At 56.0% G+C, this 22680-nt stretch carries 25 protein-coding genes; 20 read left to right on the forward strand and 5 right to left on the reverse strand.

The window, feature by feature from the left end:
• Position 1 precedes the first annotated feature (1 nt).
• Positions 2–1006 (forward strand): hypothetical protein, encoded by a 1005-nt coding sequence (locus tag VPX56_RS01945; protein WP_165500730.1) that lies wholly within the window; start codon positions 2–4, stop codon positions 1004–1006.
• Positions 1007–1102: 96 nt separating this feature from the next.
• On the opposite strand, the gene VPX56_RS01950 is transcribed toward VPX56_RS01945, so the two are convergent.
• Positions 1103–1531 carry a hypothetical protein gene (locus VPX56_RS01950; protein WP_263610707.1) on the reverse strand — a complete coding sequence of 143 codons (429 nt, stop codon included), beginning with the start codon at positions 1529–1531 and terminating at the stop codon, positions 1103–1105.
• A 13-nt stretch (positions 1532–1544) separates the two neighbouring features.
• On the reverse strand, positions 1545–2489 hold the full coding sequence (locus VPX56_RS01955) for a winged helix-turn-helix domain-containing protein (protein ID WP_326469544.1): 945 nt from the start codon (positions 2487–2489) through the stop codon (positions 1545–1547).
• A 683-nt stretch (positions 2490–3172) separates the two neighbouring features.
• On the opposite strand from VPX56_RS01955, the gene VPX56_RS01960 reads away from it, so the two are divergent.
• The 12 genes from VPX56_RS01960 to VPX56_RS02015 all read left to right on the forward strand — a co-directional run bounded on the left by VPX56_RS01960 (position 3173) and on the right by VPX56_RS02015 (position 12674).
• Complete coding sequence (locus VPX56_RS01960; RefSeq protein WP_131635433.1) at positions 3173–4021, forward strand: flagellin N-terminal helical domain-containing protein; 849 nt, start codon at positions 3173–3175, stop codon at positions 4019–4021.
• Positions 4022–4218: 197 nt separating this feature from the next.
• A complete protein-coding gene (fliD, locus tag VPX56_RS01965; protein WP_131635434.1) occupies positions 4219–5523 on the forward strand; it encodes a flagellar filament capping protein FliD in 1305 nt (434 codons plus the stop codon).
• 16 nt (positions 5524–5539) lie between these two features.
• Positions 5540–5935: a flagellar export chaperone FliS gene (gene fliS, locus VPX56_RS01970; protein WP_119937873.1), complete on the forward strand. Its 396-nt coding sequence runs from the start codon at positions 5540–5542 to the stop codon at positions 5933–5935.
• Positions 5928–6236 (forward strand): hypothetical protein, encoded by a 309-nt coding sequence (locus VPX56_RS01975; RefSeq protein WP_131635435.1) that lies wholly within the window; start codon positions 5928–5930, stop codon positions 6234–6236. The genes fliS and VPX56_RS01975 overlap by 8 nt, the downstream gene beginning before the upstream one ends.
• Complete coding sequence (locus tag VPX56_RS01980) at positions 6233–7273, forward strand: flagellar hook-length control protein FliK (protein WP_326469549.1); 1041 nt, start codon at positions 6233–6235, stop codon at positions 7271–7273. The genes VPX56_RS01975 and VPX56_RS01980 overlap by 4 nt, the downstream gene beginning before the upstream one ends.
• A gap of 10 nt (positions 7274–7283) precedes the next feature.
• Complete coding sequence (locus VPX56_RS01985; RefSeq protein ID WP_131635436.1) at positions 7284–7751, forward strand: flagellar basal body-associated FliL family protein; 468 nt, start codon at positions 7284–7286, stop codon at positions 7749–7751.
• Positions 7752–7764: 13 nt separating this feature from the next.
• Complete coding sequence (locus tag VPX56_RS01990; RefSeq protein WP_131635437.1) at positions 7765–8466, forward strand: FliA/WhiG family RNA polymerase sigma factor; 702 nt, start codon at positions 7765–7767, stop codon at positions 8464–8466.
• Between the two features lie 7 nt (positions 8467–8473).
• Positions 8474–9337 (forward strand): flagellar motor stator protein MotA, encoded by an 864-nt coding sequence (gene motA / locus VPX56_RS01995; protein WP_131635438.1) that lies wholly within the window; start codon positions 8474–8476, stop codon positions 9335–9337.
• Complete coding sequence (lafU, locus tag VPX56_RS02000) at positions 9337–10260, forward strand: putative lateral flagellar export/assembly protein LafU (protein WP_131635439.1); 924 nt, start codon at positions 9337–9339, stop codon at positions 10258–10260. Before motA ends, lafU begins: the two co-directional genes overlap by 1 nt.
• An 11-nt stretch (positions 10261–10271) precedes the next feature.
• Positions 10272–11036, forward strand: a complete 765-nt coding sequence (locus VPX56_RS02005; RefSeq protein ID WP_131635440.1) for a C40 family peptidase — start codon at positions 10272–10274, stop codon at positions 11034–11036.
• Positions 11037–11116: 80 nt separating this feature from the next.
• Positions 11117–12166 carry a plasmid segregation protein ParM domain-containing protein gene (gene parM, locus VPX56_RS02010; RefSeq protein WP_131635441.1) on the forward strand — a complete coding sequence of 350 codons (1050 nt, stop codon included), beginning with the start codon at positions 11117–11119 and terminating at the stop codon, positions 12164–12166.
• A complete protein-coding gene (locus tag VPX56_RS02015; RefSeq protein WP_263610701.1) occupies positions 12159–12674 on the forward strand; it encodes a hypothetical protein in 516 nt (171 codons plus the stop codon). The genes parM and VPX56_RS02015 overlap by 8 nt, the downstream gene beginning before the upstream one ends.
• 56 nt (positions 12675–12730) lie before the next feature.
• On the opposite strand, the gene VPX56_RS02020 is transcribed toward VPX56_RS02015, so the two are convergent.
• Positions 12731–13012, reverse strand: coding sequence for a YjcB family protein (locus VPX56_RS02020; RefSeq protein WP_131635443.1), 282 nt, complete (start codon positions 13010–13012; stop codon positions 12731–12733).
• Positions 13013–13553: 541 nt separating this feature from the next.
• Here VPX56_RS02020 and VPX56_RS02025 point away from each other — a divergent pair.
• Positions 13554–15119: an EAL domain-containing protein gene (locus VPX56_RS02025; protein ID WP_131635444.1), complete on the forward strand. Its 1566-nt coding sequence runs from the start codon at positions 13554–13556 to the stop codon at positions 15117–15119.
• Positions 15120–15125: 6 nt separating this feature from the next.
• Here VPX56_RS02025 and soxS read toward each other — a convergent pair whose 3' ends face one another.
• Positions 15126–15452 (reverse strand): superoxide response transcriptional regulator SoxS, encoded by a 327-nt coding sequence (gene soxS, locus VPX56_RS02030; RefSeq protein WP_013095071.1) that lies wholly within the window; start codon positions 15450–15452, stop codon positions 15126–15128.
• A gap of 98 nt (positions 15453–15550) precedes the next feature.
• On the opposite strand from soxS, the gene soxR reads away from it, so the two are divergent.
• From soxR to VPX56_RS02050, 4 genes are all read left to right on the forward strand, one after another.
• A complete protein-coding gene (soxR, locus tag VPX56_RS02035) occupies positions 15551–16009 on the forward strand; it encodes a redox-sensitive transcriptional activator SoxR (protein ID WP_131635445.1) in 459 nt (152 codons plus the stop codon).
• Between the two features lie 367 nt (positions 16010–16376).
• Positions 16377–17048, forward strand: coding sequence for a glutathione S-transferase family protein (locus VPX56_RS02040; RefSeq protein ID WP_131635446.1), 672 nt, complete (start codon positions 16377–16379; stop codon positions 17046–17048).
• A gap of 298 nt (positions 17049–17346) precedes the next feature.
• Positions 17347–18696, forward strand: coding sequence for a guanine/hypoxanthine transporter GhxP (gene ghxP / locus VPX56_RS02045; RefSeq protein ID WP_131635447.1), 1350 nt, complete (start codon positions 17347–17349; stop codon positions 18694–18696).
• A 152-nt stretch (positions 18697–18848) separates the two neighbouring features.
• Positions 18849–20495 (forward strand): Na+/H+ antiporter, encoded by a 1647-nt coding sequence (locus tag VPX56_RS02050; protein WP_131635448.1) that lies wholly within the window; start codon positions 18849–18851, stop codon positions 20493–20495.
• A 93-nt stretch (positions 20496–20588) separates the two neighbouring features.
• On the opposite strand, the gene VPX56_RS02055 is transcribed toward VPX56_RS02050, so the two are convergent.
• Complete coding sequence (locus VPX56_RS02055; RefSeq protein ID WP_131635449.1) at positions 20589–21470, reverse strand: LysR family transcriptional regulator; 882 nt, start codon at positions 21468–21470, stop codon at positions 20589–20591.
• A 102-nt stretch (positions 21471–21572) separates the two neighbouring features.
• Between VPX56_RS02055 and VPX56_RS02060 the strand changes: the two genes are divergently transcribed.
• Together VPX56_RS02060 and VPX56_RS02065 are read left to right on the forward strand one after the other, a co-directional pair.
• Positions 21573–21983 (forward strand): CidA/LrgA family protein, encoded by a 411-nt coding sequence (locus VPX56_RS02060; protein ID WP_213828442.1) that lies wholly within the window; start codon positions 21573–21575, stop codon positions 21981–21983.
• Positions 21976–22665 carry an LrgB family protein gene (locus tag VPX56_RS02065; RefSeq protein ID WP_263610699.1) on the forward strand — a complete coding sequence of 230 codons (690 nt, stop codon included), beginning with the start codon at positions 21976–21978 and terminating at the stop codon, positions 22663–22665. The genes VPX56_RS02060 and VPX56_RS02065 overlap by 8 nt, the downstream gene beginning before the upstream one ends.
• Positions 22666–22680: the final 15 nt, after the last annotated feature.

Consider the following 22680-nt stretch of genomic DNA (forward strand, 5'->3'; position numbering starts at 1 on the left):
TATGCAAGTCGGCTTAAAAACGAACTCGTTATCCACGACTCAAACCCCGGTCAGAACCACGCCGGGGGCAGCTTCGCCCATTGCGCGAACGGAACATCTTGATAAAACCCGGCGCAGCGCGCCGGTATTCCCGGAGTCGGCGCTGCTTTCGCGACGCCCTTTGCGCTATAACGTTCAGCTTAACCAGCAGCTGACGGCGGTACAGAAGGCGGAAGATTATCTCTCCGAAGCGGAAAACCAGCTTCTGGTGCTACGCCATCAGGCCATGCGCGGCAACGGCGATGAGCAGGCCGCGACGGTGCATAGCCTGCTCCAGCAGCGCAGCAGGCTGTCGGGCGGTACGGTCGATCGCAACTTCAACGTGACGCTGCAGCAAAAGAGCAAAGTGAACTTTTCGCTGCCGGGCATGGAGAAGGTGCTGGAGCAGACGCCGGGCGAAACCCTGGTGTTCGCGCTCGGCGGCAGCAAGCGGGAGCTTACCGCCGTTGCCATTCCGGCAGAGGCGACCCCGCGTCAGGCGCTGGTCCACCTGAACGTGGGGCTGGGTCGTCTGGGCATTCACGCATCGTTAGGCGATGACGGCAGCGCGGTTTTTCAGGTGGATGAAGCCCGCTGGGGGCGGGTGAGCCAGCATTTGAGCGTGCGGGGGGAAGGGCAACAGTTCCCGGCGGATGCGTTTACGCTGCTGGCGCCGCGGGCCGAAGCGAGCCGCGAAGATGATATTAGCCAGATCGGCAGCCAGTGGGAGCGGGGGGCAAGCGGTAAGCTTCAGCAAACGCTGGAGCAAATTACCCGCGAACGAAGCAAATTGCATCAGCACCAGGAGCGCGTGTCGTCGCGCATTCAGGACATGGCCACGGCGTACAGTCCCCGCGAGGCGCTGGAGACATCGCGCGCGCTCAGCGGCGCGCTGGCAAAGAGCGGTAACCAGTACGGTCTGCTGTCGAAAGCCCTGGCGGCGCAGGGAAATATTTCGCTATCGACGGTGAAGAATCTGCTGGGGTAACGCCTCTCCCGCGGGGCTAATGCGAGCAGTGAACAATCCCCTCGCCCCGCCGGGGAGAGGGTTAGGGTGAGGGGCAGAGTGCGGGCGAGAAACGTCTTATTTGCGCAGCGGGTAGAGGAAAATGGCACCGCTTTGCCCGACAACCAGCGGCTGATTGCCGACATAAACGGGCTGCATCCAGAAATCGATGTGCATCAGCATATCCACCAGACCATCAATCATCAGCCCTTTTTGCGCCGCGCTGTAGTAAATAGGCGTGTAGGAGAAGAACCGCTTGCCGTGCTGCTCGTTGATTTCGGTGAATTTCCCCTTCAGCACAAACCGGTTATCGTTCGGGTTGGTGATGGTCGTTAAAATGGCGTGGTTAACGGTCTGCATATGCGAATCGTAAATCTCTTTACGGCGCGACATTAGATCGTAGAAACCCAGCTGTAAAAAACCTTCAACATCCGCCTGTGGGGCAGCGGATGGGGTTAAAAACCGCACCCCTGAAAAGACTGCCGCAGCGATCAGAAGGTATGACAAGAGCCATTTCCAGTTAAGAACAGACTTCCATCTCACTGATTTTCCTCCTCGTTTCACGCAATATCAGGTTGTTTAACTGTGTCGGGTCAATTCGCCAGTGGTAGATCGCCATCACCAGCTGTTTTTTGTCACACGGGCTTCGGAGCGCGAAGGTGTAGTTCAGCGTCTGGTCCACGCTCTGGTAAAAGATCGTCATGGTGATGGACTGGGACTTGTTCTGCTGGTTGATGGCATACAGCGTATCTTTGATCTTGCTGTAAAAGTCCTCTTTGTTCATCGCCAGTCGATTGGCTTCTGAAATCTCATAGATGCGGATATTGCTGTAAACCCCGGGCTCCTGCTCGGTGGCGACCAGCCTTGAGCCATGCGAGTTGGCGTACTGCCATCCGGCGACCGCGCTGGCGACGACCACCGCAACGAAAAGCAAAAGTATCATCACGCGCTGATGCAGGCGCGATCGCGCGTGTTCCTGCGGTGCCACTGCCTCCTGCGTCAAAACCGGGGCATCTGGCTCGGGCAGTTCAGCAGGTTCTATTTCGGCAGGGAGGAGAGCGGTCTCTTCAGCACCTTCTTCTTCGACGTCCGCTGGGATTGCGCTAGCGGGTTGATCCGTCTCGTCACTTTCATGCTCAACGAAGCGACACCAGGCCTGCTCCAGCAAATACCCCTTTTTGGGAACCGTTTTTATTATTTTCTGTTTTTTTCCATCATCTTCCAGCGCCGTGCGCAATGCGTGTATCGCATTGGGAAGACTGTTATTTCCAATCACCCGACGTTCCCAGACGAGGGTAGTCAGTTCTTCGCGAGTGAGTATTTTCCCGGCGTTTTCCGCCAGGACGTCGAGCAGCTTTAATTGATACTCACCGAGTCTTTTGCGTTCGCCGGAAACAAGGCTGATGATAGAGCCTGAAGGTAAATCTATTAACCAGTTATTGACCGCGTAATATGTTTTAGTCATGGCAAGTGATGGTAACGACCCACTCCTGAAGCATTTAATTTGCCCGGCATCGCGCGCTAAATGCACGAAATGCTTAATGTAAATTAATGATTAAATCCGTTTAAAATTCATAGAGAATTGCCGCTTGCCTGCGGAAAGAGTGCAAAGAAAAGGCGTGTCAGGGGGATGAAATATGAAAAATCCTGCATTTTAGAGGAAGTTTCACCTGGCAAATCAGGCCAATTCTTAGGCTTGTTTAGGAAGTTTCACTTCCGAGGCACATTTTTACGCTATAAAAGTGTGATGTGCAACAAATTATTAAGTTAATAATTCGAATCTGTATTAAGACGATTCGTTAAAAGTTAAAGGGTGTAGCGTGTTGATCGTTTATTTAACAACTGGCCTTGGCTTGTAAATGGAATGTTTTTTAAGGACGGCGTGCGAATGAGATTCTTTTCATTATTAAGATTAAAACGTAAGAAAATGTAATGTCATTTAAGAAGCGGCATACTTGTGTCGCTTTAAATCCCCTTCTTTTTTTAATGTTATTTCAATCCTTCTTTATTGCCGCTCTTATAAATAGCCATCAGCAGGAAAAAATAATTTTTTTTCGTCTTCGATTTAATTCGCGGGTGAGGTGTGTCGTTTTACTTGAGTACCAGAGAGAAGAACCTGACAGACAGGTTCATAAGGAGAATTCTAAAATGGCACTTTCTATTTTCACTAACGCTTCATCCATGGCTTCCGTTAACGCGCTGAATAAATCTAACAGCATGCTGTCCACCGCAATGGAGCGTCTGGGTACCGGTAAACGCATTAACTCTGCCGCTGACGATGCTGCAGGCCTGCAGATTGCAACCCGCCTCCAGGGCCAGACCAACGGCATGGCGGTTGCACAGCGCAACATCTCTGACGCAACTGCGCTGCTGCAGACCGCTGAAGGTGCTTTCGACGAAGTAAGCAACATCATGTACCGCATGAAAGACCTCGCCACCCAGGCAGCGAACGACACCAACGGCCCTGAAGATCGTAAAGCGCTGCAGTCTGAAATGGACGAGCTGAACAACGAGCTGAACAACATCATGGGTAACACCAAATACGCGGGTGAAAGCCTGTTCGCAAGCGGCGGTAAATTCGCAAGCGCGATGAACTTCCAGATCGGTGCATCCGAAGGTGAGAGCCTGGAAGTTAACGTGAGCACAGATCTGGCAGCGGTGAAAGGCGCAAGCGGCCTGCAGGCGCTGACCGCATCTGGCGGTATCACCAGCGTTTCTGGCGCTCAGGGCATGATCACCAAAATCGAAGGCGCAATTTCTCAGGTTGGTACCCTGCGTTCTAAACTGGGTGCGAACATCAACCGTCTGGGCCACACCGCGGCTAACCTGGCGAACATGAAGGACAACACCGACCTGGCGCTGGGCAACATCCGCGACGCTGACTTCGCGTCAGAGGCGTCAAGCATGACCCGTAACCAGATGCTGGCACAGACCAGTATGTCCATGCTGAAACAGTCCAACAGCATGTCCGGTATGGTGATGTCCCTGCTGGGCTAATCCACCGCACCGTTTAAAAAAACACCGCTGTAAGGCGGTGTTTTTGTTTGCGGCGTTTCCCTTCCTTTATTTCCCCCTGGGGGAAAGTCGCCTTCCTTCATAATCGTAACTACCTGAATTTTAAAAACATAAAAGTTGGCACGGTGTTTGCTTAATACGCTCATGGTTTAGCAACAGGTGCGAAAGGAGAAAACAAAATGGCAGATTTCAGCAGTATTGATCCCGCGACGCTGGCCAAGCAGCTGGCGACCTACGATATCGCATCGTTGCAGAACCAGATAACGAGCAAAACGTCGACCATGAATGCGCAGAAAAAAGCGCTCGACGCGTTAAAAACGGCGCTGACCGACTTCCGCACGGCGATGAGCGGGCTGAACAAAACCGGCGAAGGGATGCTGAAAAACATCGCCAGCATGAGCCGCGAAGGCGTTGCGAACGTAACGGCAGGCTCCAGTGCGCTGAAGGGAACCTACAACATCGAAGTGGATCAGCTGGCATCTGCCCACCAGATCGGCTTCGAAAAAATGACCGACGACGCCATTAAAAATGCCTCCGGTACGATGGATATCACGCTCGGCGAAGGTTCCGCGGCCAAAACCATTACCGTTGACCTGACGGACATGGAGAGCCTGAGCGATCTGACGAAAGCCATCAACGGCGACAAGGATAACCCAGGCGTCACGGCGTCGCTGATTCGAACCGACGGCGAAGTCACGCTGATGCTGAGCAGCGATGAGAGCGGATCGAAAAATAAAATTTCCGTCACCAGCCCGAACGGTCTGGATTTTTCCGCCCCGAAAGAGATTTCGAAAGCCGCCGATTCCATCATCAAGATGGGAGAGATGACCTTCACCAACAGCTCTAACACGCTCGATAAGCTGATTGACGGCGTGACCATCGAGCTGACGTCGGTCACGGAAAAAGACAAACCGCTGACCATCTCTGTGAGCACCGATAACGCGGGAACAAAAGAGCAGCTTCAGACCTTTATTGACTCTTATAACACCCTGCAGGACACGCTAAGCAAGCTGACGAAAAGCGGTAATGGAGACGACGAAACCCGCGGTGCGTTTGCCGGTGACGCCACTATGTCATCGCTGGATCGCGAACTGAACGACGTTATGCGCCAGGTGTTCGGCGACAAGCATATGTCTGATTTTGGCATCACCGCCGACCGTGAAGGAAAGCTGCAGATAGACAGTAAAAAGCTGGATGCTGCGATCAAAGCCGATCCGCAAAAGCTCAACGATCTGTTCAACGGCAAAGAGGGAATGCTGACGGCGGTGGATAAAACGCTCGACCGTTATCTCAACTCAACGTCTGGCCTGCTGAAAGGGCGCCAGGAAGTGCTGGATCGCCAGCAGAAAGACATTGATACCAAAACCGAAGCCATGAATGCCCGCTTCGACTCCTCTCAGGCGCGCTATCTGAAGCAGTTTACCCAGCTGCAAAAAGCGATGGCGCAGATGAACAACACCATGGGCATGTTTGGTTTAGCTTAAGGAAATAACCGCGTTTATGTACGGGAACGAACAGCAGGGCTACGGCCACTATCAGCAATCCGATCTGGCGATTCAGGCCGCCGCAGCAAATCCGCATCAGCTGGTGCTTATGCTGTTTAACGGCCTGATGGACGAACTGGTGCGCGCAAAAAGCCACATCGCCGCGCGTCGCTACGACCGCAAAGTGCAGAGCGTGAATAAATGCATCGACATCCTCAATGCATTGACCAGCTCGCTGGACTTTGAAAAGGGCGGCGAGCTGGCGCTGAGCCTGGCCAATCTTTACGACTACTGCGTCTATCGTCTCTACGATGCCAGCCACAAGCTCTCGGTCGCCAGCGTGGAAGAAGTGGAGGTGATCCTCCGCAATCTTCAGGACGGCTGGGAAAAAATGGGGCAGCAGAATGGATGATATTCAGGTTATGCGTTTTCTGGCGCGTTCCCTGGAGCATGCGGCCAGTCAGCACGACTGGCCGAAAATGCAGGAGGTTGATGCTCAGATTGCCGGGCTGCTGACGTCGCTGAAAGGGCAGGCGCTGAGCGCGGACAAACGCGACGCGCTTGCTGCGCTTCAGCAGACGCATACCCGGGTCAGCCAGTTTTGTCAGGTCCAAAGCGAGGCGCTGGAAAAACAGATTGCCCGCACGCGTCGCAATCAGGAAGGGGCAACGGCCTACGCGCTGTTCTCCAGCGAAGAGGATTTTGGGCAATGAACCTGATGCTTTCGCAAATGACCCAGCTTCCCGTTGCGGCCGAGCCCGCCGAAACGCCAGCCGTGCTGCCCGCGGTGAGCGCGGCGGGTGACATGCCGGTCGATACCGGTGCCAGCGTCGAGGCGCAACCGGCGTTTAATGATGCGCTGCTTAACATTATCAACTCCCTGATGGGGGGAGAGCAGCAGCGCGATACGGCTATGGTGCTGGCGGACGTGAAATCTACCGACGATGACGATAAGCCCGAGCATCACGCCGACGCCAGGCCGCGCGTTGAGGATCTTATTGGCTCTCCGCAGCAGCTGCTGGACGCGCTGTTGACGGCAAGCCAGCTGCCCGTCAAAACGCTCAACGCCACGGCGAACAGCGTACCGCTGGCGGGCGACGCGCTGAAAATGCAGGGCGTCAACGCGGGGCAGCCGTCAATGACGGCACAGCCGCAGCCCGCGCTGACCAGCGTCGTACCCGAGCCGGTGACGGATGCGGTAAAACCCGCGATCGCGGACGTTGCTAAACCGCTGATGTCGGTTGTCCCTGCGGTTGGGCAACCCGCCGTGGCGCAGACGTTTACCAGCACACTTGAAAAACAGACGGTCAATCTTCCGTCCATCAAGATGGATGCGGATGAGGCGAAGTGGGCGCAGCAGCTGCACGGCGCTCTCAGTGACCGCCTGCAGCTGCAGGTCAAAAACCAGGTGCAGCATGCCACCATCCGCCTCGATCCGCCGGAGATGGGCAAAGTTGATATCTCGCTGCAGATCGAGAACGGACGCATGCAGGTGCATATCAGCGCCAGCAACGGTGAAACCTACCGCGCGCTGCAGCAGATAAGCAATGAGCTGCGCCAGAGCCTGACGGAGCAGAATTTCGTGCAGGTGAACGTGCAGGTTTCTTCCCAGTCAGGGCAATCGCAGCAGGGGCGCGGGCAGCAGCAGATGAATGCGCCGCAGGATAACCCGGCGGCGGGCGCGGAGATTGCCGCAGACCAGACGCGGTCGGCATTCAACCAAGACGATTCAGTATTACTTACGGTGTAAACAAAACCACATGACCATAAAGACATTTTCATTGGGGCTGGTGATTGCCTTAATCGCCGCCATTTTTGCCGCCGTTCTCACCGTCCTGGGAACGCATCTCCTGAGTCAGGATGAGGGCAAGCTTTCTGCCATCAGCAGCATGTTCTCCTCCACAGAAGAGAGCTCGGTGGAGTTTGTAGAGATCAAGAACGTGGTCGTGACCCTGAAAAGCCACGGTGATTCAGAGCGCTACCTGCTGCTGGAGCTGGCGCTGGCGACCCATTCGGCGAACGATACCCGCCGTGCGGAAGAGCTTTCGCCCGCCATTCGCGGGGCGACGGTGAACCTGCTGTCGTCCATGGAATACGACACGGTGCGCGCCATGAGCGTGGAGCTGCTGCACGACAAGCTGATGCAGGCCTACGAGGAGCGTTTCCAGAGCCTCAACACGCGGATGCCGTTTAAGGACGTGATCATCAGCAAAATGGTTTTCCAGTAAGTCGCGGCAGCTGATGGAAATGATGGATTTTATTGCTGATGACTCGCTGACCCCGGCGGATGAAGCGCGTTACGTCAACGCTTATCTGCCGCTGGTGCACCGGATAGTGAAGCAGCTTTCGTGGCAGACCAGCAGCGTGATGGATAAAGAGGACATGGAGCAAATTGCGCTGATGGGGCTTTTGACGTCGCTTCGGCGCTACGGTCATCCCGACGAGCAGTTTGGGGCCTATGCGGCACAACGCATTCGCGGTGCGGTCCTTGATGAGCTGCGCGAGCTGGACTGGCGCCCGCGCCGGCTGCGTCAGAAAAGTCACAAGATCAATGACGCCATCCGGGAAGTGACGCGCAAACTCGGCAGAACGCCGAGCTTTGAGGATCTCAGCGAACATCTTTCTATCACTGCAGAGGAGTACCACGAGTATTTGCTGCTGGACTGCGCGAAGACGCTGGAGAGTCTTGATGATTTATTGGGTGAAGATGCCCTGAATGGCACCCTGAATAGCCGTTCGCTGGAGGACGAAATGGTCACCAGCGGGACGTTACGGGCTGCGCTGGCAAGCCTTGATGAGCGTGAGCAGTTGATTCTCACCCTCTATTACCAGCAAGAGATGAGCTTAAAAGAGATTGCGTTAGTCCTCGACCTTACCGAGGCGCGCGTCTGTCAGCTCAATAAAAAGATCGCTCAGAAGATCCAGTGTTTTTTCCAGAAGTGAAAGGTATATGCAAAAGTTTCTCGGTATTTTCATTATTTTCGCCTGCGTCGTAGGCGGTTTTCTTATGTCCGGCGGGCGCCTGGCCTCGTTCTGGCAGCCCGGTGAGATCATCATTATTCTCGGCGCCGGTATGGGGGCGATGGTGCTTGCTAACCCTAAAGCGGTTTTGGCGGAGATGTACCGCCAGTTTCGCGGCATTATGCGCAAAAACGAATATACCGATGAGTACCAGCGCCAGCTGCTGATGCTGCTGTATGAACTGCTCGAGCTGGTGCAGGACGGCGGCCTGAAGGTGCTGGATGAGCATATCGAAGTGCCGGAAAGCAGCCCGCTGTTCCAGAAGTACCCGCTGATCCTGCAGAACAAAGCGATCATCACCTTTATTGCCGATAACTTCCGCCTGATGGCGATGGGTAAAATCAACGAGCACGAGCTGGAGGGCATCCTCGAGCAGGAGCTGGTGGCGATGGAAGAAAACCTTCTGCAGCCGTCCCGTTCGCTGCAGCGTACGGCAGAGGCGATGCCGGGCTTCGGCATCTGCGCGGCGGTACTGGGGATCATTATTACCATGCAGTCCATCGACGGCTCCATCGCCGTGATCGGCGTAAAAGTGGCGGCCGCGCTGGTGGGCACCTTCCTCGGCGTCTTCTTCTGCTACTGCCTGATGGACCCGGTGGCGAACGCCATGGAGCAGCGCACCAAAAAGCAGATGGCGGTTATCGAATGCGTGCGTACCGTGCTGGTTAATCATGTGGCGGGTAAACCGACGCTGCTGGCGGTGGATGCCGGGCGCAAAATGCTGCCGCTGGATTCGAAGCCGACCTTCGCCACGCTGGACGGCTGGGTGAATCAGATGACGGGTGAATCCTGATGCGGGGCAATCGCGGAAAAGAACACACCACGATCATTAAACGCTCCTCGCGCAAAAGCCATGATGCCTTTCATGGCGGCGCGTGGAAGGTGGCGTTTGCCGACTTTACCCTGGCCATGATGGCGCTGTTTATGGTGCTGTGGATCATGGGGTCGGTAACCGAAGAGGAGCGTAAAGAGATCGTCTCCCAGCTAAACGGCCAGTCGATTTTCGATGGACAAACGCTGTCGCCTATCACCCAGCCGCACGGGATGGGCGGCAAGATTGCCGTGACCGAAAAACGCGATACCGACGCGCAAAAGAACAAGCACCATAAAGAGGCCGCTACGCCAGCCGCCATGGCGAAAAGTGAAAGCCTGGACGATGTGAAATCGCGTTCTCAGAACGAGATTGAAGATCTCGCCCGCATCATCATGAAAATCACCTCAGCCTATGATGCACAGTCAAACCTCAAAATTGAGATTGTGCCGCAAGGGTTGCGCATCCTGATCACCGACGATCGGAAGCGAGAGATGTTCCAGCGCAGCAGCGCGATCCTGACGCCGTTCTTCAAGCGGCTGTTAACGGAGTTCGCCCCCGCGCTGAACAAGATCGACAACAAGATCATCATTACCGGACACACGGATGCGACCCGCTTTCGCGATCAGGATCTTTACAACAACTGGAACCTGTCGGGAGAGCGCGCCATGCAGGCCCGCAAGGTATTAACCCATGCCGGTCTGGATCAGAGCAAAGTGCTGCAGGTCAGCGGGATGGCGGATCAGATGCTGATCGACCCTGATAATCCCCTTAGTTCATCGAATCGACGCATTGAGATTATGGTGCTCACCCAGTCTGCCAGCGAATCGCTGTATCAATTCTTTGGCCAGCACGGTGAAAAAGTGATTAAGCCGATAGTCGACAGACTCTCGCAGCAGAATTAAATGGTTTTACGATGTCCACCTTTATTCAAATCCAGAAGCTGGCGTGTCTGGCCCTGATCGTCGGGCTGATGATGGCGTTGAGTGCGCCCGTCGAGGCGGCCCCGCGCAGCCAGATAAAAACCGAGGCGGAAAAGGAAAAAGCCTCGAAGGCCAGAATGCGTAATAAAGCACTGCTGCTAAAAAAAACGCAGCTGCGCGTGACGGTCGTGCCCTTAACGCCGGAACAGAAGCGACGTGAAAGCGAAAAGCGACGCCTTGAACGGGCGGAAAACCGCGAATGGCTGGCGATGCACAAGCGCTGGCAGCCGGGCAGGTTGTCCACCGATATGATCTGGGAGCCGCTGCCGGGAGAGAAAATCAGCCCACGGCTACAGGCCTCGTTAAAGAAGGTGATCTTTCAGCTGCAAAAGCAGATAGGAAAACCCTACGTCTGGGGCGGGCAAACGCCTGAAGAGGGGTTTGACTGCAGCGGCCTGGTCTTTTACGCCTTTAACCCCGTGCTAAGCCGCAACCTGCCGCGTACCGCTAACGGTATGTTTCAGGATAGAACCTTACGCCCGATACGGCAGGAAAAACTGCGCCGTGGCGACCTGGTCTTTTTCAACATCAACCAGCGGCCTGGGGCTGACCACGTCGGCGTTTATATCGGCGAAGGGCAGTTTATCGAGGCCCCGCGCACCGGGCTGACTATCCGCGTAAGCCAATTATCCGACGCTTTCTGGCAGGACCACTACCTCGGTGCCCGCCGGATATTAACTGAAGAGGCCGTGCTGTGACGGCCTGACGCTGAATACCCCCTCAAGGTATGCGCCGCCAGGGATGGCCCCCTTATTCAAGAGTGACTGAGAACCTTTTTATGAACCAGATGCGTAAAAAATTCGCCATTGATGATGGCTCCACCAACGTAAAAATCAGCTGGATTGAGAACGGCACGCTGAAAACCGTCGTCTCCCCGAACTCCTTCCGCAAAGACTGGAAGAGTGCGGCCCTGCTGCGCGGCCAGGCGGTGCATAACTACACCATCGGCACCACCAAATACACCTACGACGCCACCTCCGATAAGGCCCTCTCCACGACCCATATCGACTACCAGTACGACGATTTAAACCTGCTGGCGGTGCACCACGCCCTGCTGCAAACGGGCGTTGAACCGTGCGACGTGGAGGTTATTGTTACGCTGCCAATTACCCAGTTCTACAACCCGGACGACTGCCAGCGTAACGAGGAGCGCATCGAGGCGAAGCGCAAAAACCTGATGCGCGACATTACGCTGAACAAAGGTGAACTGTTCCGCATTGTCGACGTACAGGTGATGCCGGAAAGCCTGCCCGCCGCGCTCTCGCACCTTCTCAACTCGAACGTGAATGAATTTACGAAGTCGCTGGTGATTGACTGCGGCGGGACCACCCTGGATATGGGCGTGATTGTCGGTGAATTCGACGACGTGTCGGCGATTTACGGTAACAACGAGATCGGCGTGGCGATGGTGACGGATGCTACCCGCAAGCTGCTGGCCGCTGCGGATAGCGATTCCAGCTATCTGGTGGCAAACGAGCTGATCAAGCGCCGTCACGATCTCGATTTTGTACGCAGCGTGATTAACGATGAATCCCGCATCGACGAGATCCTGGAAAAGATTGCCATCAAGATCCAGGAGCTGGGCGACCAGGTGGCCTACGAAGCGAAGAAATTCGCCAAGAATCCGAACCGCGTCTATCTGGTCGGCGGCGGCGCGCACCTGATTGAAGGGGCGATCCGCGAGGTGTATGCGACGCTCGGTGACCGCGTTGTCAGTATCGATAACCCGCAGAGCGCGCTGTCCCGCGAAATTTGCCTTTATCACTCCGAATCAGGGGCGCAGAGCGTAGAAGAACCCCTGATGGCAGAGGTGGGTGAGGATGCGTAAGGGGCAGATTCGCCGCGTCAATCTGTCTCTTCACCTGACGCCGGAGCAGTCGCATGCGGATCTGCGTGCGATGCAGCAGCTCCAGAAGTGGCACCAGTCGGTGAATCAGTCGGCAAGCGTTGATGATTCAAATATGGAAATTCGCGCGTTTCATCGCGACGTCTACCTGGCGGGGCTGCAGCTGTTTCTGATGGACCCCGCGCTTTGTCACCATGTGGCCGAGTCGCTGGGGCGCGAAAATCTCACTCTTGAGACGTTGCTGAGTGAACTTCAGCCCGAGTTGAAGCCGGATGCGCCGTCGGCGCAGCTGGAGGAGCTGCAAAAAATTCGCGACGAAGTGGCTGCGCTCAGGCCGCTGATGGAACAGCACAAGCTGGCGCTGCAGCAGCTGCGGCTGGCGGCGAAAAACGTCAGTGCGCCAGCGCCAGAGCGCGATAATATTGAAGTGAGCAAGGTTGACGCGCCGGTAGAAAAAATGCAGAAAATTCGCCAGAAAGGGATTTTCTGAGGCGGTCATTTGCCCGGTTGCGCTGTGCTAACCGGGCAGGAACAGATCGAACGCTATCAGGTAATGACCATCGGCCAGTCTGGGGGCGTGTGGCTCATTGCTTCAACCATCACCACTTTAATGTTTTCCCACACGGCGGCGATATCCAGCAGGGTAATTCCCAGCAGGCCGGTCGCGAACCAGCAGGCTGCGCCAACGCCCAGCAGGGTACTGATCACCGCCAGGCCGGCGTAGTCAGATTTACGAAACTGAATGTTCAGCGTGCTGGCTAAAAACATCAAAACCGCGCTGAATAATGGCCAGCGCAGGAGAACCATGCTGGTGGTAATGGTTGCCATAGAACCCATCCTCAACAAAACAGACGAACTGGAATGAAACGGTGTTTTTCGTTACATAAGATGTGTGAACTATATCACACTTGCTGTTTTATTCGCCAGTGTCTGAGAAGGGGGTCATCTGCCCTGGGCGTGGCGTGGCAGATTTTCTTGCCGGTGTTCAGCAGGCGCAACGCTCTCGCTCATGGCGTCTGATTATTTATAAATCAACGCTAAAAATAGCCGCGAGGAAATAGCAGAAAATTTCATGTTCATGTTGTACTTTTTTCATGCTGCGAGAAGTATGGCTTAATCAAAGATCCTCTGTTGTGTTATCTTAAAACCTCCTGTCCATGCTGGATAATTATTTTCCTTAATTGAAACGGAACGAATACTTTCAGTTTAGCTTACGGGAAAATATTATCGTCATAACTAAAATTAAGATTTTTAATACCAAAAGTCAGTTGCTAACTTCGTATGATTCATGCAACGTAATCACCTCTTTAACTAAGCATCCGGCCTTCATAACTACAGGCGTACAAAGTGCAGGGATATAGGGCGGGAAATGAATCGTAGCGCGCGGCGCAAGATGCTCAGGATCGTAGGGATTATCATGGTAGTGATGCTACCGGTGATGCTTGCGCTATGGTTTGCCCAGCTAAGAGCCGTGTCCGAAACAAGCGCCCAGCTACGCACCTTCGCTGAACTGGCTTTAGATAAAACAGAGCTGGTTATTCATCAGGTTGATCTGGCTCGGGACGACGCCGAAAAATATCAGGGTAAACTTTGTACGCCGGACCATCGTCAATATATGTTGAACGTTGTTCGGGGCCGTCTTTTTGTCGCCGATTTAATTTATGCCGAAGGTCAGAATTTTCTTTGTTCGACCGCGATGACGCCCGATCGCCCTTACGCAATTCCTGCCGCGAATTACAAACGTAAACCCGACGTTGCCATCTATTATTATCGCGATACGCCATTTTTTACTGGCTATAAAATGACGTATATGCAACGCGGCAATTATGTCGTCGTGGTTAATCCGCTTTCATACAGCGAAGTGATGTCGTCCGATCATTCACTCGCGTGGGGTGTCTATGACACGGTGACCAACGCCTTTTTTTCCGTGAGTCAGACAACCAATGCCGCTTTATTAAATTCGATGATTCGACATAAGGAATCGTCATTTCAAAAAGATGGCCGCTTTTATACGGTCGTGAATTCCGGCAAACGTCCCATTGCTGCCATTGTATCGACGTCCAATAAGCGCTTTTATGAAATCCTCTATCACCAGGCCACATTGACGCTGCCGCTGGGGATGATCTGCAGCATCATTATTCTGCTGGTGTGGTCGCGTACCCATCGTGAGCTTAATTCGCCGGGACGTTTGCTGCACAGGGCGCTAAACAAGCGCCAGCTTTGCGTACACTATCAGCCGATTATCGATATCAAGAATAATCAGTGCGTTGGGGCGGAAGCCCTGCTGCGCTGGCCAGGCTTTAACGGACAGGTGATGAGCCCGGCGGAGTTCATTCCGCTGGCGGAAAAAGAGGGGATGATTGAGCGCATTACGGACTATGTCGTTGAGGAAGTGTTCAGCGACCTGGGGCATTTTCTGGCCGCCCATCCGCATCTGTATATTTCAATCAACCTGTCGGCCTCTGATTTCCACTCCTCACGCCTGATCGCCATGATATCCGACAAAGCGCGGCACTACTCGGTGCGCGCGCAGCAAATCAAAATAGAGGTGACGGAACGCGGGTTTATCGACGTGCCTAAAACCACGCCGGTCATTCAGGCTTTCCGCCAGGCTGGGTATGAGGTGGCGATCGATGATTTCGGTACGGGGTACTCTAACCTGCACAACCTCTACTCGCTGAACGTCGATATCCTGAAAATCGACAAATCCTTCATCGACACCTTAACGACCAACAGCACCAGCCATCTGATTGCTGAGCACATTATCGAGATGGCGCAGAGCCTGCGGCTTAAAACCATTGCGGAAGGTGTCGAAACGGCTGAGCAGGTGAGCTGGCTGTTAAAGCGCGGCGTGCAGTTCTGTCAGGGATGGCACTTTGCGAAAGCGATGCCGCCCCAGGAATTTATGACCTGGCAGCAGCAACCTTTGCGCTGATACGCTTTAGTTCAGCTGATGGCGGTAATCGCTCGGCGTACGGTCAAACTCGCGGCGGAATACGCGGGAGAAGGTTTGTTGCGACACGTAGCCCAAATCCATCGCGATGTCGAAAATCGGCCGCTGCGTCGATCGCAGCGCCTGCGCCGCCAGCAGCAGCCTGCGCTGGCGAATATACTCGCCCAGCGTCTGATGCATGACGGTGCGGAACATTCTCTGTAAATACCACTTCGAATAGCCCGATTTTTTAGCGACCACATCAATGTTCAACGGTTGGTCGATATGTTCATCAATCCATTCAATAAGCGTCTGAATAATCTGCTGATGCGACATAAGGTTGCCCCTCTGTAGATACAACTATCTCTGTTGATTCGTCGTTTTGTCTGCGGGGGAGTATAATTCCTCAAGTTAACTTGAGGTAAAGAGGTTTTATGGAAAAGAGATTGCCGCGAATAAAAGCGCTGTTAACCCCGGGCGAAGTGGCGAAGCGAAGCGGCGTGGCGGTATCGGCGCTCCACTTCTATGAAAGCAAAGGGTTAATTAAAAGTATCCGTAATGCCGGCAACCAGCGGCGCTACACCCGCGACGTGCTCCGCTACGTGGCGATTATCAAAATAGCGCAACGCATCGGGATCCCCCTGGCGACCATTGGCGATGCGTTCGGCGTTCTGCCGGAGGGGCATACGCTGAGCGCGAAGGAGTGGAAACATCTTTCTTCCCAATGGCGGGAGGAGCTTGACCGCCGTATCCACACGCTTGTGGCGCTGCGCGACGAGCTGGACGGCTGCATCGGCTGCGGGTGTTTGTCGCGCAGCGATTGTCCGCTGCGTAACCCGGGCGACAGGCTGGGCGAGCAGGGGACGGGGGCGCGGCTGCTGGAGGAGGATTGAGTGTGTGCGGCCGGTTTGCCGGGTGGCGGCTGCGCCTTACCCGGCCTACAAAACCGAGAACGTAGGCCGGGTAAGCGAAGCGTCACCCGGCAAAAAGCATAATAAAGAACTAAAGCGCCACAAAGGGCGCTTTAGTTTTTCCCGGTCTTTGTCTTTCTCTCTATCCCGCTGGTTCACGGGAGGGTTTCCCCCGACATCAGCACCCCTCGTGTCGAGCTGGTTGATGAGGTTCCGGTTTGTGCTGACACTTTAATTCTATGCAGCCCCCGAATTTTCGCCAGCGCGAACGACTGCTTTTTAGCCAAAATTTTTTCGCGATGTTATTCGATTTTCTATAGTTAAGAAGTATGAATCACAGGAGAACACCATGCTAAAGGTCCATCATCTCAACCAGTCGCGCTCGCACCGGGTGATCTGGGCGCTTGAAGAGCTTGCCCTTCCCTACGAGATCGTCCGCTACCAGCGCGAAAAAACCATGCTGGCTCCTGAATCACTTAAAAAAGTGCACCCGCTGGGCAAATCGCCGGTGCTGGAGGACAACGGGCTGATCCTCGCCGAGTCCGGCGCTATTCTGGAATATCTTCAGGAAACCTACGATCCCGAATCCCGACTCAAGCCGTTAGATCCTGCGCATAAGGTGCAGTACCGCTTCTGGCTGCACTACGCCGAAGGTTCCCTGATGCCGCTCCTGCTGATGAAATTAGTGTTCAGCAGCCTGGGTAAACCGCCCGTGCCGTTTGGCATGAGAACGCTGGGCAAAGCGCTGGGGCAGGGCGTACAAAAAGCGTACCTCAACCGCCAGCTGGAAACGCACGCCCGCTTTATTGAATCGCATCTTGCTGAAAACAGCTGGTTTGCAGGCGAAGCGCTCAGCATGGCGGATATTCAGATGAGTTTCCCCATCTTTGCCCTGCTGGCGCGCGGCGGAATTGAAAACTTGCCGCATACCCAGGCGTGGAAGACGAAGGTTGAGAACAGCCCAGGCTGGCAGAGAACGCTTCAACAGGGCGGCCCGCTCACGATCCCCGGTGAAGGGTAAACCGTAACGAAATTGCGCATGGACGATAACGTTTGCGCATCCTCTGATTATTTCTTCATCGCCATAAGGGAATTTTAGCGAAAAACGAGAAAGTTCAGTTGAAAAGGGCGGGTATTAGGCTAGATAATCGTTTGCCTAAAATTGACCACCCGTTTTGTAAGCGCGGAGCTAAACGTTTGCTTTTTTTGTGACGCCCCTTTCGTCGCAAACGCAGCACAAGGATTAGACGTTTTTGCTGGCAGTGGAGTCTCCACCACGCTTGCGGACTTTCTATAAAAACTCTCAGGGGATGTTTTCTATGTCTACGCCATCTGCGCGTACTGGCGGTTCGCTTGACGCCATGTTTAAAATTTCTGCTCGCGGCAGCACCGTGCGTCAGGAAGTCGTTGCCGGTCTGACAACGTTTCTGGCGATGGTGTACTCCGTTATCGTGGTGCCGGGCATGCTGGGTAAAGCGGGCTTCCCGCCGGCTGCCGTCTTTGTCGCCACCTGCCTCGTCGCCGGCGTGGGCTCCATCGTGATGGGCCTGTGGGCGAACCTGCCGTTGGCGATCGGCTGCGCCATCTCTCTGACCGCGTTTACCGCGTTCAGCCTGGTATTGGGCCAGCACATCAGCGTGCCGGTTGCGCTGGGCGCCGTGTTCCTGATGGGCGTATTGTTTACCGTAATTTCCGCCACCGGCATCCGCAGCTGGATTTTGCGCAACCTGCCGCAGGGCGTGGCGCACGGTACGGGCATTGGTATCGGCCTGTTCCTGCTGCTGATCGCCGCGAACGGCGTGGGTCTGGTCATTAAGAACCCGCTGGACGGCCTGCCGGTTGCGCTGGGCCACTTCGCGAGCTTCCCGGTGATCATGTCGCTGGTGGGGCTGGCGGTGATTATCGGGCTGGAAAAACTGAAGGTGCCGGGCGGCATTTTGCTGACCATTATCGGCGTCTCCATCGTTGGCCTGATCTTCGATCCAACCGTCCACTTCTCCGGTATTTTCGCCATGCCGTCGCTGAGCGATGACAAAGGCAACTCCCTGATTGGCAGCCTGGACATCGTGGGCGCGCTGAACCCGGTGATCCTGCCGAGCGTGCTGGCGCTGGTGATGACGGCGGTGTTTGACGCCACCGGCACCATCCGCGCGGTGGCCGGCCAGGCGAACCTGCTGGATAAAGACGGCCAGATTATCGACGGCGGCAAAGCGCTGACCACCGACTCCCTGAGCAGCGTCTTCTCGGGCCTGGTGGGCGCGGCGCCTGCGGCGGTGTACATCGAGTCCGCAGCGGGCACGGCGGCAGGCGGTAAAACCGGCCTGACGGCGATCACCGTCGGCGTGCTGTTCCTGCTGATCCTGTTCCTCTCGCCGCTCTCTTACCTGGTCCCGGCTTATGCAACCGCACCGGCGCTGATGTACGTTGGCCTGCTGATGCTGAGCAACGTGGCGAAAATCGACTTTGCAGACTTCGTTGACGCGATGTCTGGCCTGATCACCGCGGTATTTATCGTGCTGACCTGCAACATCGTGACCGGCATCATGATCGGTTTCGCCTCGCTGGTGATTGGCCGCCTGGTGTCCGGTGAATGGCGCAAGCTGAACATCGGCACCGTCGTTATCGCTATCGCACTGGTCGCGTTCTACGCGGGCGGCTGGGCAATCTAAGTTGACCATTGATGCGAAAACGGGTGGCTCAGGCCGCCCGTTTTTATTTTCCGGACTCATCCCGTTGCCTTTTGCGTTACTCTGGAGAGGATAGAATAAGAGGCACGACGCCTTAGGTTTGGCTTATAAGCAATACAGCAAACAGGGAACGCATGGAAATCTTCTTCACAATACTCATCATGACCCTTGTGGTCTCGCTATCCGGGGTGGTTACACGCGTACTGCCCTTTCAAATTCCCCTGCCATTAATGCAAATTGCCATCGGCGCGCTGCTGGCGTGGCCGACGTTTGGCCTGCACGTCGAGTTCGACCCGGAACTGTTCCTCGTGCTGTTTATTCCGCCGCTGCTGTTTGCCGACGGCTGGAAAACCCCCACGCGCGAATTTCTGGAGCATGGCCGGGAGATCTTCGGCCTGGCGCTGGCGCTGGTGGTTGTTACCGTAGTCGGGATTGGCTTCCTGATCTACTGGATGGTGCCGGGCATTCCGTTAATCCCCGCCTTTGCGCTGGCCGCCGTGCTGTCGCCAACCGATGCCGTGGCGCTTTCCGGCATTGTGGGCGAAGGCCGTATTCCGAAGAAAATCATGGGCATTTTGCAGGGCGAGGCGCTGATGAACGACGCCTCCGGCCTGGTGGCCCTGAAGTTTGCCGTGGCGGTTGCCATGGGCACCATGGTCTTTACCGTCGGCGGCGCGACCCTGGAGTTCTTCAAGGTGGCGATCGGCGGCATCCTGGCCGGCTTCGTGGTGAGCTGGCTGTACGGTCGCTCGCTGCGCTTCCTCAGCCGCTGGGGCGGTGATGAACCTGCAACGCAAATCGTTCTGCTGTTCCTGCTGCCGTTTGCTTCCTACCTGATTGCTGAACACATCGGCGTGTCGGGCATTCTGGCGGCGGTAGCGGCAGGGATGACCATCACCCGCTCCGGCGTAATGCGCCGCGCGCCGCTGGCGATGCGCCTGCGTGCGAACAGCACCTGGGCGATGCTCGAGTTCGTGTTTAACGGCATGGTATTCCTGCTGCTGGGCCTGCAGTTGCCCGGCATTCTGGAGACCTCACTGGTGGCGGCAGAGGCCGACCCGAACGTTGAAACCTGGCTGCTGTTCACCGATATCGTGCTGATTTATATGGCGCTGATGCTGGTGCGTTTTGGCTGGCTGTGGACGATGAAGAAGTTCAGCGTGCGCTTCCTGACCAAAAAGCCGATGGAGTTCGGTTCATGGTCAACGCGTGAGCTGCTGATTGCCTCATTTGCGGGGGTGCGCGGGGCCATTACCCTTGCCGGTGTGCTCTCTATTCCACTGCTGTTACCGACCGGGGACGTCTTCCCGGCGCGCTACGAGCTGGTATTCCTGGCGGCAGGCGTGATTCTGTTCTCGCTGTTCGTTGGCGTGATCATGCTGCCTATTCTGCTGCAGCACATTGAGGTGGGCGACTCCTCTCAGCAGCACAAAGAGGAACGCATTGCCCGCGCCGCGACCGCCGAAGTGGCGATTGTGGCGATCCAGAAGATGGAAGAACGCCTGGCCGCGGATGCGGAAGAGAACATCGACAATCAGCTGCTGACGGAGGTCAGTTCCCGCGTGATCGGTAACCTGCGCCGCCGGGCGGACGGGCGTAACGACGTGGAAAGCTCGCTGCAGGAGGAGAACCTTGAACGCCGGTTCCGCCTGGCGGCGCTGCGCTCCGAGCGCGCCGAGCTGTACCACCTGCGCGCCACGCGCCAGATCAGCAACGAGACGCTGCAAAAGCTGCTGCACGATCTGGACCTGCTGGAAGCGCTGTTGATAGAGAATCAGTAGCGCTTTTGCCCCTCACCCCAACCCCTCTCCCCACAGGGGCGAGGGGCTCGATCGGTTCCCTCTCCCCTGTGGGGAGAGGGTTAGGGTGAGGGGTCAGGGCACCCAAAACCCCTCACAGCACTGCAGCCACGCCTGCGCGCTGTGCGACAGATACACCCCTTCGCGCCAGATCATCCCCAGCTGCCAGTGCAGGTCGCTCTCAAGCGGTATCCAGCGCAGCGTGTTTTTATCCAGCCGCTCGCAGATAGGCTGCGGCAGAATGGCAATCCCCACGCCTGCCTGCACCATCGCCGCCAGAAAATCCCACTGGCCGCTGCGCACCGCAATGCGCGGCTTGACGTTGTGGTGGTTAAACAGCGCCATCAGCTGGCGGCTTAAGGCGAAATCTTCGTTGTAAATCAGCAAAGGATGTTCGCCGAGCAGCTCGGGCTTCACCGAGTCTATCGTCAGCCAGTCGCCGGATCGCGGCACCAGCACGCACAGCGGGTGGCTAAAGAGCGGCAGTGTCGCCAGCCCGCTCTCTTCCTCAACGGGTAACGCGGTCATGGCTACGTCCAGCTCGCCGTTAGTGACCGCCTGCTGTACGGTTAAGCCGCCAAACTCGGAAATCTTCAGCTCAACGCCGGGATAGCGCTGGCGAAACAGGCCGATGGGACCGGCCATCATCATGCCGACCATCGGCGGAATGCCGAGGCGCAGCAGGCCTTTCGTCAGGTGATTGATGTCGCCAAGCTCGGCCTCCAGCTGGCGAAACTCCGCCAGGATCGCCAGCCCGCGCTCGAATACCACGCGCCCGGTATCGGTCAGCAGCAGCCTGCGCCCGTCGCGGATCAGCAGGGTGCAGTTCAGTTCATCTTCGAGGTTTTTCAACATCTTGCTGATGGTGGGCTGGGTAACAAACAACTTCTCCGCTGCGCGGGTAAAACTTTGCTGGCGAACCACCTCGACAAAATAGCGCAGCGTTCTTATGTCCATGATTATTCCTCGGAACTATACCTTCGATGATTTTAATTCATTTCAGTCCACACCGTGCGGTCTCTATACTGGCGCCTCGTCTCATTTTTGAGGAAAACCCCCATGGCCGTGGCGTTAAGCCGTGTTACGCCTGCCGTTGTTCAACGACTCCAGGTACCGGTTCAGGTACTGCTCTACGCGGGACTGTTTGTTTTCGCAGAATATCTTGTCGGCTGGCTGCATCTGCCTCTGCCCGCCAACCTTGTCGGCATGGTGCTGATGCTGACGCTCATTCTGTGTCGCGTTATTCCCCTTCGCTGGGTACGCGCCGGTGCGCGCTGGCTGCTGGCCGAAATGCTGCTGTTCTTTGTGCCCGCCGTGGTGGCGGTGGTGAACTACGCGCAGCTGCTGATGGTCGACGGCTGGCGCATCTTCGCGGTGATCGCCCTAAGCACGCTGATGGTGCTGGGGGCGACCGCCTGGGTGGTGGATAAAGTGTATCGCTTTGAAATCAGCAGGCAGAAGCATGACTAACTTTCAGATTAGCGTGCTGTGCCTGGCGGCGACGCTGGTTATCTACTTTGCCAACAAGCGGCTGTACCGCCGCTTTCACGCCCTGCCGCTGATGCCGCTGGTGTTCACGCCGATCCTGCTGGTGCTGATGCTGATTTTCGGGCATATCTCCTGGCAGAACTACATTGGTGAATCCCACTGGCTGCTGTGGCTGCTCGGCCCGGCGACCATCGCCTTTGCCGTCCCTGTCTATGACAACCTCGCCATTATCAAACGCCACTGGATGTCGCTGAGCGCGGGCGTGATCACCGCCACGGTGGTGGCGGTGTGCAGCTCCGTCTGGCTGGCGCGGCTGTTCACTCTGTCCGATGAAATCCAGCGCAGCCTGGCCGTGCGCTCGGTGACCACGCCGTTTGCGCTGGCTGCCGCCAAACCGCTCGGCGGGCAGCCGGATCTGGTGGCGCTGTTTGTGGTCGTCACGGGCGTGTTCGGCATGGCGGTCGGCGATATGCTGTTCCTGCGCCTGTCGATCCGTGAAGGGATGGCAAAGGGGGCAGGGTTCGGCGCGGCGTCGCACGGCGCGGGAACGGCGCGTTCGTATGAGCTGGGCCAGCAGGAAGGGGTGGTTGCAAGCCTGGTGATGATGCTTTCAGGCGTGGTGATGGTGCTGATTGCGCCGCTGGTGGCGTGGGTGATGTTTTAAGCTCCCCGGCCAGAA

The sequence above is a fragment of the Enterobacter wuhouensis genome (genome assembly GCF_035835995.1).
GTDB classification, from domain to species: domain Bacteria; phylum Pseudomonadota; class Gammaproteobacteria; order Enterobacterales; family Enterobacteriaceae; genus Enterobacter; species Enterobacter wuhouensis.